General features: G+C 72.7%; 9 protein-coding genes. 5 read left to right on the forward strand and 4 right to left on the reverse strand.

The annotated features are described in order from the left end of the window. Positions 1–156: 156 nt before the first annotated feature. The gene (locus ABZS66_RS57610) at positions 157–1044 is read right to left on the reverse strand and encodes a hypothetical protein (protein ID WP_354772827.1); all 888 of its coding nucleotides are present in this window, start codon (positions 1042–1044) and stop codon (positions 157–159) included. 87 nt (positions 1045–1131) lie between these two features. On the opposite strand from ABZS66_RS57610, the gene ABZS66_RS57615 reads away from it, so the two are divergent. Beyond that, the gene (locus ABZS66_RS57615; RefSeq protein ID WP_354772829.1) at positions 1132–2769 is read left to right on the forward strand and encodes an alpha-amylase family protein; all 1638 of its coding nucleotides are present in this window, start codon (positions 1132–1134) and stop codon (positions 2767–2769) included. A gap of 196 nt (positions 2770–2965) precedes the next feature. Here the strand turns inward: ABZS66_RS57615 and ABZS66_RS57620 are convergent, their stop codons facing one another. Both ABZS66_RS57620 and ABZS66_RS57625 read right to left on the reverse strand, forming a co-directional pair. Next, entirely contained in the window at positions 2966–4699 is a 1734-nt protein-coding gene (locus ABZS66_RS57620; protein WP_354772831.1) for a bifunctional diguanylate cyclase/phosphodiesterase, read from the reverse strand. A 55-nt stretch (positions 4700–4754) separates the two neighbouring features. Continuing rightward, positions 4755–5210, reverse strand: coding sequence for a MarR family winged helix-turn-helix transcriptional regulator (locus ABZS66_RS57625; protein ID WP_354772833.1), 456 nt, complete (start codon positions 5208–5210; stop codon positions 4755–4757). Positions 5211–5244: 34 nt separating this feature from the next. Between ABZS66_RS57625 and ABZS66_RS57630 the strand changes: the two genes are divergently transcribed. Beyond that, the gene (locus ABZS66_RS57630) at positions 5245–5583 is read left to right on the forward strand and encodes a hypothetical protein (protein WP_354772835.1); all 339 of its coding nucleotides are present in this window, start codon (positions 5245–5247) and stop codon (positions 5581–5583) included. On the opposite strand, the gene ABZS66_RS57635 is transcribed toward ABZS66_RS57630, so the two are convergent. Further along, on the reverse strand, positions 5543–6679 hold the full coding sequence (locus ABZS66_RS57635) for a geranylgeranyl reductase family protein (RefSeq protein ID WP_354772837.1): 1137 nt from the start codon (positions 6677–6679) through the stop codon (positions 5543–5545). The genes ABZS66_RS57630 and ABZS66_RS57635 overlap by 41 nt on opposite strands. A 79-nt stretch (positions 6680–6758) precedes the next feature. Between ABZS66_RS57635 and ABZS66_RS57640 the strand changes: the two genes are divergently transcribed. The 3 genes from ABZS66_RS57640 to ABZS66_RS57650 all read left to right on the forward strand — a co-directional run bounded on the left by ABZS66_RS57640 (position 6759) and on the right by ABZS66_RS57650 (position 10343). After that, on the forward strand, positions 6759–6986 hold the full coding sequence (locus tag ABZS66_RS57640; protein ID WP_354772839.1) for a hypothetical protein: 228 nt from the start codon (positions 6759–6761) through the stop codon (positions 6984–6986). A gap of 83 nt (positions 6987–7069) precedes the next feature. Continuing rightward, a complete protein-coding gene (locus ABZS66_RS57645) occupies positions 7070–7978 on the forward strand; it encodes a hypothetical protein (protein ID WP_354772841.1) in 909 nt (302 codons plus the stop codon). Between the two features lie 238 nt (positions 7979–8216). Further along, positions 8217–10343: an MMPL family transporter gene (locus ABZS66_RS57650; RefSeq protein WP_354772843.1), complete on the forward strand. Its 2127-nt coding sequence runs from the start codon at positions 8217–8219 to the stop codon at positions 10341–10343. The last annotated feature ends 33 nt before the right edge of the window (positions 10344–10376 follow it).

A 10376-nucleotide genomic window follows, 5' to 3' on the forward strand; every position in this document is an offset into this window, starting at 1 on the left:
CTGACCGTCGCGGCGACATCCCAGCCGTTCCGATGGTGACGCCGGTAAGTTCCGGGAACAGAGGCGGGGCGCTGGCCACACCGGCGCCCCGTTGTTCTTCCCTGCTCTCCAAGGTGCTGAGATCAACCCTGGCCAAGGTGTTGTGACCAGCGCGTCCTACGAGTCCCAGTCCCACCGGAGCCCGTAGCGGCCCGGCCCGTAGTCGAGCGCGATGGCGTGGACGGAGTGCCCGACGTCGACCTCCATCGTGACCACCTGTTCGTCCTGGCCGTCCATCTGCTGGAACTGATAGACGGCCCGCGGTAACGCGTCCGGGTCGAAACAGACCTCGACCACGTATTCACGAACCGGGAGCCGGAACTTGCGCTCGTAATTGGTCGTCATCGGAAATGGCGGGTAATTGTGCAGCGCATGTTCCGTGATCACGGTCTCGCCCCGGGCGAGCGGCCGGTCGAACAGCAACTCGGCCAGCAGCAGGCCGCTCTCCGGGTGTTTGACCACCCGGCCCAGGCGGCAGTTGCGCACGGGCGTGAGCAGCGGCAGCTCGTGCTCCAGCGTCTCGAGGCGCACGATCACCACCCAGCGGTCCGGTCCGTCGGCCTCGGCCCGCAGCACCTGCCGGACCAGGTACGAGACCTCGCCCTTGTCGGGTCCGACGGTGACCCGGTCGTGCTGGCTCAGCCGGGTCAGCCGCTCGTCCCAGCGGGTGTCGATGCCCTGGGCCAGGTCGACGATCAGGTCGCGCTCGGACCAGAACGCGCCCAGCTCGCGGGTGTCCTGGCTCTTGTGCAGGTGGCGCCCGCGCGGCCGGGGCGGCCCGACCAGGGCGGCCAGCGAGCCCGGCTCGACCTCCAGGATCTTCTCGAGCTCGGCGAGCGCGGCGAGTGACTCACGTCGCTCCGGCCGGCTCCGGCCCGTCTGCCAGTAACTGAGTGTGGCGAGACTCACCGAGTAGCCCTCGGCGCGCAACCGCTCCTGGATACGTTCCAGTCCCAGGCCACGAGCCTGGATGGCGTCACGCAGCGCGCCAGCGAAGTCGACCATCAGCCCCCCGGGAGTCATCCTCGCGGTCCGGGGAGGGCGCACGCAAGCACGCGTTTGAGCGGACGTCGATTCGGTTACCCGGACCACATGAGCGAGCGGTGGTACACCGAGAGTGTCATCTATTGCCTGGACGTCGAGACGTTCCAGGACTCCGACGGCGACGGCATCGGTGACTTTCAAGGTCTCATCGGTCGCCTGGACTATCTGACCAGGCTCGGGATCAACTGCCTGTGGCTGCATCCGATCCATCCGACGCCCGGCCGGGACGACGGGTACGACGCCACGGACTTCTACGGCGTCGATCCCCGGCTGGGCACCCTCGGCGATTTCGCCGAGCTGCTGCACGAGGCGGCGAACCGCGGGATCAAGGTCATCATCGACCTTGTGGTGAACCACACCTCCGACGAGCACCCGTGGTTCCGGTCCGCGGTGGCGTCGAAGGACTCGCCGTACCGCGACTGGTTCGTGTGGAGCGACACCGAGCCGGCGGATCGCCACCAGGGCATGGTCTTCCCCGGCGAGCAGTCCGAGACGTGGACGTACCACCGCAGGGCCCGGGCCTGGTACTACCACCGCTTCTACGACTTCCAGCCGGACCTCAACTACGCCAACCCGCAGGTCCGCGCCGAGATCAAGAAGGTGCTCGCGTTCTGGCTCCAGCTCGGCGTCGCCGGCTTCCGCATGGACGCCGTGCCGTTCATCATCGAGCTGACCGACCCCGGCCGTAGCGAGAGCCCGATGGACTTCGACTACCTCAGCGAGCTGCGCCGGCACGTCCAGTGGCGCCGGGGCGACGCGGTACTGCTCGCCGAGGCCAACGTGGAGCCGGAGGCGCTCCCGCAGTACTTCGGCGACGCCGGCGGCTCGGGCAACCGTATCCACATGCTGTTCGACTTCATGCTCAACGGCCGCCTGGTGCTCGCGCTGGCCCGGCAGAACCCGGAGCCGGTCATCGAGTGGCTGCGCACGACGCCGAAGCTGCCGCCGGGCGGCCAGTGGGCGACGTTCCTGCGCAACCACGACGAGATCGACCTGTCCCGGCTCACGGCCGAGCAGCGGGAGGACGTCTTCGCCGAGTTCGGCCCGGACGAGAGCATGCGGCTGTACGACCGGGGCATCCGGCGCCGGCTGGCCCCGATGCTCGGCGGCGACCGCCGGCGGCTCGAGCTGGCCTACTCGCTGCAGTTCAGCCTGCGGGGGACCCCGGTGCTCCGGTACGGCGAGGAGCTCGGCATGGGCGAGGACCTGTCCCAGCCCGGCCGCTACGCGATCCGCACGCCGATGCAGTGGTCGTACGCCACGAACGGCGGCTTCACCGACGCCACGCCGATCCGGCCGGTGATCGCTTCGGGCGCGTACGGGTACAAGACCGTCAACGTCACCGCCCAGCGCCACGACGACACGTCGCTCCTCGCCTGGTTCGAGCGGATGATCCGGACGCTGCGCGAGAGCCCGGAGGTGGGCGGCGGCACCTGCACCCCGATCGACCAGCCCCTGCCGCCGGGCGTGCTGGTCCACCGGGCCGACGGCCCGACCGGGACGATGGTGTTCCTGCACAACCTGGGCGAGACGCCGGCCAAGGTCGACCTGGGCTCGCTGTCGGCGGAGGCCCACCACCCGAACGGCGTCTTCGCCGACCAGGACTACGGGTCGGTGGGGGACTTGAGCGCTTTGGAGCTGGGCCCGTACGGCTACCGCTGGATCCGCCTCCACCGCACCTCCTGACCGGTCCCGCGCGCCGCTTCCGGCCGCGGGCCGTCCGCGGGGCGTGGGGCCGCTCCAGGCCGCTTGTGGGCCGCTCCCGGTCCCCACGGGGCCCGTCCAGTCCATGGGGCCGTCTACGGACCGTTCCAGGCCGTTTCCAGCCATGCGCCGTCCGTGGGTCGCTCGGGCAGCACCGGGCGGTGATGCTGCGAAAGGCTCAGGGGCGGGGTGCCGGGATGTCCGACGGCGGGACCGGGCGGCCGAAGTGCCAGCCCTGGCCCAGGTCGCAGCCCAGCGTGGCCAGGCGGGCGGCCTGGTCGGCGGTCTCGATGCCCTCCGCGGTCACGGTCATCTGCAGCGTGTGGGCCAGCCGGATCACGGTCTCGACGATCTGCTCGTCCACGTGGTCGCTGGCGAGCGAGCGGATGCCGGCCATGAACGCCCCCGCCAGCTTGAGGCCGTGGACGGGGAGGTGGCGCAGGTACGCCAGGTTGGAGTAGCCGATCCCGAAGTCGTCGATCACGATCCGCACGCCCAGGTCGGCGATCCGGCGCAGGGTCTGGACCGGGCGGCCCGTGGACTGCATCAGGACCGTCTCGGTGAGCTCCAGCTGGAGCCGCGACGGGGGCAGGCCCGAGTCGGCCAGGGCGTGCTCCACGTCGTCCAGGAGGCGGGGGTCGGTGCACTGGCGGGGGGAGACGTTGACGCTGATCAGCAGCGGCTCGTCCCAGGCGGCCGCGGCCCGGCAGGACTCGTGCAGGACCCAGCGGCCCAGCGCGTGGATCATGCCGGACTGCTCGGCCACCGGGATGAACGTGTTCGGGGAGACCGTGCCCAGCTCGGGGTGGCGCCAGCGCAGCAGCGCCTCGGCGCCGCGCAGCCGGTTGTCCACAAGGGACACCAGCGGCTGGTAGAGCAGCTCGAACTCGCCGCGGTCGAGGGCGCCGGCCAGGCGGCCGGTCAGCCCGTACTGCAGGCGCTGCTCCGCGTTGCGCGTCGCGTCGAACACCGCGTAGCGGGCCCGGCCGTCGGCCTTGGCGAGGTAGAGCGTGGCGTCGGCCGACCGCAGCAGCTCCTCCGGGTCGGCGCCGCGGGCCGGCTGCTCGACGATGCCGATGCTCGCCGACACCGCCAGCTCGTGGCCGTCGAGCCGGACCGGCTTGGACAGCTCGGTCAGCATCGCCTCGGCGAGCTCGGTCATGTCGTCGGGGCCGGCCGTGTCGGCCGCCACGACCACGAACTCGTCGCCGCCGACCCGGGCGACGAAGTGGCCGGCGCCGTTGACGCACACGCGCAGCCGGTCGGCCAGCGCGACCAGCAGGCGGTCGCCGGAGCCGTGGCCGAGCGTGTCGTTGACCGTCTTGAACTCGTCGAGGTCGAGGAAGCACACCCCGATCCGGGCGTCGCCGTGGGCGTCGCGGACGGTCTCGGACAGGTGGCGGTACAGCAGGACCCGGTTCGGCAGGCCGGTCAGCGGGTCGTGGTGGGCCTGGTGGTGCAGCTCCCGCTGCAGGCTGTGCTCGGCGTCGGCCAGCGCCCGCGACCACGCCCGGCGAATGCGCTCCTGGTCGTCGAGGACGCGCTGCCGGCCGGCCCGGGCGAACCCGGCCGCGAGCGCGCCGAGCAGCTCGCCGGCCCGCTGCTCGTCGGGCTTGTCGTGGAGGAGGGCCGGCAGGCGGGCGGCGATCGCCACCGAGCGCCGCAGCGCCTCGGGGGACGTGAGCCCGAGCCCGACGATCGCCGCGCCCACGCGCTCGGCGTCGGACGGGTCGAACGGCTCGCGGCGCAGCGCGCCGGCGAGGCGGCCGGTCAGCTCGGCGAAGCGCCGCTGGAGGGCGTCGGCGCCGAGGTCGAGGTAGCCGGTCTGCCGCACGGCGGCGACCCACTGGCGGGCCAGTTCGGACAGCGCAGGCTCGATGACGTCACCGTCCCGGCTGCCACCGCCCGCCAAAGCATCACCCCTGGCGCGAAGACTAACGCACCAGGAAGCGTTGAAGAATCGACGCTCAGTGCCGCTGCGCCGCCGTTTCCGTGAGCCCGTCGACGAACCGCGTCAGGAGCTGCGCGAATGTGGCCCGCTCGGCCGGTGTCCAGCCGGTGGTGGCCGCGGCGAAGCGCGCCCGGCGCGACTCGTGCACCCGGTCGGACAGCTCCCGCCCGGCCGCGGTCCGCACGAGCAGTGACCGCCGCCCGTCCGCCTGGTCGGCCTCCCGGCGCAGCAGGCCTGCCTCGACGGCCGCGGCCACGAGCTTGCTCGCTCGGGGCTGGGCGACGCCGAGGGCGGCGGCGACGGTCATGACCGTGGCCTCGGCCGGCTCGCCGGCCTCCACGGCGTCGACCACGTCGAACACCGCCGGATCGACGTCGTGACGGTGCTCGGAGGCGAGGGCCCGGCGGGTCTGCCGCCGCCGGATCGTGACCATGGCCGCTTCGATCGCGGCGAGGGAGTCGCTAGACTGCATAACAGAAGTTATCCACATTCCAGAGGTGATACAGATGACCAAGCCTATCGGGTACTGGCTGAAGGAGCTCGACCGCCGCATCGAGGAGGCCTTCGCGGAGGCCGCGGAGGGCGTCACCCGCCGCGAGTGGCAGGTCCTCAACGGCCTCGGCCCGGACGGGCCCTTCGCGACCGGGGACGCCGTCGCGGCGCTGGCCGCCCGCGGCTGGACCACGCCGGACGGTGCCCTCACGAGCGCCGGCGCGGAGGCTCGCGACCGGATCAGGAGCACCGTCGAGGGGATCCGCGCCCGGTCGATGCGCGGCATCCCCGACGCGGACTACGCGACGACGGTCAGGACGCTCGAGGCGATGGCCGCCAACCTGCCCGCCTAGCGATCGACCCCAGCACGAACGGGCTCAGCGTGCCGTCGCCCAGCCCCAGCTCGATCAGCGCGTCGAACACCCGCTGGTCGCGGTCCGCCGCCCCGACCGCCGCGTCGACGATCCATTTCCGGCCGCTGAGCGCCGCCGCGGCGCGGGAGTGGCGCAGATGGCGGCCGAGGGAGCGGCGCAGGGCCGCCGTGTACCGGCCGGCCGGGTCGTCGCCGGCCGCCGCGGCCGCACCGGCCAGGGCACCCGACCGCACCGCGTAGAAGATCCCCTCACCCGTGAACGGGTTGATCAGCGAGAGTGCGTCGCCGGCCAGGAGCAGCCGACCCCGCGCCGGGCGGGGCCGGCGGGTCGACAGCGGCAGGTGGTGCGCCCGCAGGTCCGTGGCCGCGGCCGCGTCGACGTCGGGCAGCAGCTCGGCCAGCCGGGCCAGCAGGTGGGCGCGGGACAGCGGCCCGCCCCGCAGCACCTCGCCGTAGCCGATGTTGGCCCGGCCGTCGCCGATCGGGAACGACCAGGCGTACGCCGGCCAGCCCGCCGCGGTGGTGATGATGCGCTGCTCGGGGTCACCGGCCGGGGCCGGGGCGTAGCCGCGGATGGCCAGCGCCAGGTGCCCCGGGCCGTTCGGCGGCTGGCCGAGCGCCTTGCGGACCAGGGAGTACGCCCCGTCGGCTCCGACCACCACCCGCGCGTGGATCGCCCCGTCGACCACGACGCCGCCGGGGCGCTCCTCGACCTGCCGGACGGCGTGCCTGCGCAGTACGACTCCCGCATCCACCGCCGCGGTGACGAGGCGGTGGTCGAAGACGGTGCGGGGGATGGTGTACACCGGGCGCCGGTGCGGCCGGGCGACCATCCCGCCGCCGGGCCCGGTCAGCCGCAGCACCGGCACGGGCGCGAACCCCTCCTCCAGCCCGGTCACCCCGAGCGCGCGGGCAACGTCGAGCGCGTGCGGCGCGATCCCGTCGCCGCACGGCTTGTCCCGCGGGAAGACCGCCTTGTCGAGCAGCAGCACGCTCGCCCCGGCCCGGCGCGCCGCGAGCGCCGCGCTCGATCCGGCCGGACCGGCCCCGATGACGACCACGTCGAACTCGTCCATGGGTGCAACCGTGCCACGCCGTTTGGGTGCGGCGCAGCGCGGGCAGATCACCCACAAGCGAATTGGAAGGAGTACGACGATGACGACGACGATCAGCGCCGACGACATTCGCGTGCTGGCCCGGTCGGACGAGCCGGACCCGGCGCTCGCCCTGGTCGACGGGGAGATCACAGTGGTACCGCAGGCCGAGCTGGCCGACGGGCACCTCGTCTACACCAGGTCGGAGCTGGTCACCGAGTACGGCGAGGAGATCACCGACGTTCAGGCGGAGGTGCTGGCCGCAGGGCTGACCGCGCAACTACCCTGACGGGCGGATACCCCGACCGATAGCACGCAACCGTGTACGCACGGTGGTACTCGGTCCGGGAAACCCGTCGATACGCTCGGCCGATGACGTGCCCGGTCTGCTGGTTCCCGGGCAACGACCCGGCCGCCGAGCGATGCGCGCAGTGCGGCTGGGTGTTGCCGGTCGCCGGCCAGCAGTACGCCCAGCCGGTCCCGGTGTCGCCGCCGATCTCCGTGAACCCGATCTCCGTGAACCCGGTCTCGGGGTATCCGGTCTCGGGGCCGCCACCGGTCGGCTACCACACCGGCTACTACCCGCCGGTGCCCGTGCCGGCCCGCTCGCGCGGGCTGCGCGTGGTGCTGCCGCTCACCGTGATCGTCGTCGTGCTGGTGATCGCCAGTACCGTCATCGCCGTAGTGCGGCTGACCGGCCGCGACACCGGCACCGTCGCCGGCAGCGCCGCCGCCGGGGTGACGGCGCTGGACTCTCCCTCGGCCGCCACCCCGGCCGGCTCGGCCGCCCCCGCCGTCACGTCCGCGGCGCCGGCCGCCACTTCGGCGCCCGCGGCCGATCCCCGCGCGCAGGCCGCCGCCGTCGACGCCGTGCTCGACGCCAGCATCGCCAGCCGCAAGAAGCTCAACGACGCGATCAAGCTCGTCGGCGACTGCACGCTCATCGAGAAGGCCATCGGCGACCTGCGCACGGTCGGCACCGAGCGGGAGAGCCAGATGGCCAGCGTCAGCCGCTTCGACCTCTCCGCGCTCCCGCGCGGCGAGGAGCTGCGCTCACTGCTCAACGAGGCGCTGTCGTACTCGCTCGCCGCCGACCGCAGCTTCGTGCTGTGGGCCCAGGCCGTGCAGGGCTCCGGCTGCGGCGGCGGCGGGTCCGGCCACTACGACGAGGCGCAGGCCCAGTCGCGCAACGCGAGCGCCGCCAAGGAGCGGTTCGTCGCGGTGTGGAACCCGGTCGTCGCGCCGTACGGGCTGCGGTACCGCTCGTCGAACGACATCTAGGGGTTCGTGTCCTCGGTTCGCCGCTGGGTTGCAGCGCGGTCGGCGCCCGGCGGGTCGCCTACCCGTCAGGACCCTGAGAGACCCCCGGGTCCGCTTCTCCGGGTGCGAGCGGGGTGCAGCCCGGATGTTCGCGACGCCCCGGATCCATAGCGTCATTGCCGTGAATAAGAGACCGCTTACTGTTCGGGTCGCACGGTGGAGTGCCGAGCACCCTTGGCGCGCAATCGCACTCTGGGTCGTGTTCGTCGCCGTCTGCTTCGTCGGCGGGAACATGGCGGGGACCGTCGAGGCCACCAACTCCGACGAGGCCATCGGCGAGTCCGGCCGGGCCGACGTCATCGTCTCCGACGGCCGGTTCGACAACCCGGCGACCGAGAGCGTGCTGATCACCGCTCGGTCCGGGGCGCTGGACAAGGCGCAGGCGGAGCAGGCCGCCGCCGACGTCACCGCGGCGATGAAGGCGCTGCCCGAGGTCGCCGACGTGAGCCCGCCGCTGCCGTCCCACGACAACACCGCCCTGCTGGTGCGGGTCACCATGAAGGGTGACCCGGACACCGCGCAGGAGCGCATCGGGCCGCTGCACGCCGCCACCGACGCGGTGCAGAGCCGCCACCCCGGGCTGCGGGTCGAGGAGACCGGCGGCCCCTCCATCAGCCAGGCCATGGACGACACGCTCGGCAAGGACTTCAAGCGCGCCGAGGTGCTCAGCCTGCCGGTGACCTTCGCGATCCTCATCGTCGCGTTCGGCGCGCTCATCGCCGCGAGCGTGCCGGTGCTGCTCGCGCTGTTCTCGGTCGCCGCCGCGCTCGGCCTCTCGACGCTCGCCTCGCACCTGGTGCCGTCGACCGACACCACCGCCAGCGTCATCCTGCTCATCGGCATGGCCGTCGGCGTCGACTACTCGCTCTTCTACCTACGCCGCGAGCGGGAGGAGCGGGCCAAGGGCCGGTCCCACCTCGACGCGGTCGAGATGGCCGCGGAGACCTCCGGGCACGCCGTCGTCGTCTCCGGCATCGCCGTGACGATCGCCATGGCCGGGCTGTTCCTCGCCGGTGACGTGGTCTTCTCCTCGCTGGCCGTCGGCTCGATCCTGGTCGTCCTGGTCGCCGTGCTCGGCTCGCTGACCGTGCTCCCGGCGCTGCTGGCCAAGCTGGGCCGCTGGATCGACCGGCCGCGCGTGCCGCTGCTGTGGCGCCTCACCCGGCCGCGGGCCGCGGGTGCCCCGTCGCGGGTGTGGTCGTTCATCCTGCGCCCGGCGATCCGCCGGCCGGCCGTCACCCTGGCCGTCTCGGTGCTGGCGCTGCTGGCCCTGGCCGCCCCGGCGATCAGCATGCGGCTGTCCTTCCCCGGCATGGAGGACCTGCCGCGCACGACCCCGGCCATGCAGGCGTACGACCGGCTGGTCAAGGCCTACCCGAGCAACGGCACCGTGCACACGGTCGCGGTCCGGGTGCCCGACGGGCAGCGCGTCGCGGTCGAGCAGCAGCTCACCCTGCTGGCCACCAAGGCGGCCACCGACCCGCTGTTCGCGCCGCTCGACGAGGCGCCGGACATCACGTTCAGCGCCGACGGCAAGGTCGCCGTGCTCGACGTCGCCACCCCGTTCGCCGGCCGCTCCGACCAGGCGAAGGAGTCGCTGACCCGGCTGCGCACGCAACTGGTGCCGCAGACCGTCGGCCAGGTGCCGGGCGCCACGGTCGCGGTGGGCGGCTTCGTCGGCGCCGACGTCGACTACGCCGACCACGTCAAGCACAAGCTGCCGATCGTCATGGGCTTCGTCCTGGTCCTCACGTTCCTGGTGATGGCGTTCACCTTCCGCTCGGTGGTCATCGCCCTGACCTCCATCGCGCTGAACATGCTGTCGGTCGCGGCCTCCTACGGCCTGGTGGTGCTGATCTTCCAGGGCACGTGGGCCGAGGGCATCCTGGGCTTCACCTCGATGGACGCCGTGGTCTCCTGGCTGCCGCTGTTCCTCTTCGTGGTGCTGTTCGGCCTGTCGATGGACTACCACGTGTTCGTCGTCAGCCGCATCCGCGAGGCGGTCGCCCAGGGCATGCCGACCCGCGAGGCGGTGGCCTACGGCATCACCGGCTCGGCGGGCGTGGTGACCAGCGCCGCGATCGTGATGGTGGCGGTGTTCTCCATCTTCGCCACGCTGAGCACGATCGACATGAAGCAGCTGGGCGTGGGCCTGGCCGCCGCGATCCTGCTGGACGCGACGATCATCCGCGCGGTGGTCCTGCCGTCCCTGATGACCCTGCTGGGCAACGCCAACTGGTGGGCGCCGCGCTTCATGCGCCCCCGCCGCCCGGCCGCGCACCGCGCCGAGGTCCTCGAGGGCGAACTGATCTCCGCCGGCCGCTGACCCCACCCGAACCGACGCGCCGCCCGGGCCGCG

The organism is Dactylosporangium sp. NPDC005572 (genome assembly GCF_040605515.1).
Lineage (GTDB): Bacteria > Actinomycetota > Actinomycetes > Mycobacteriales > Micromonosporaceae > Dactylosporangium.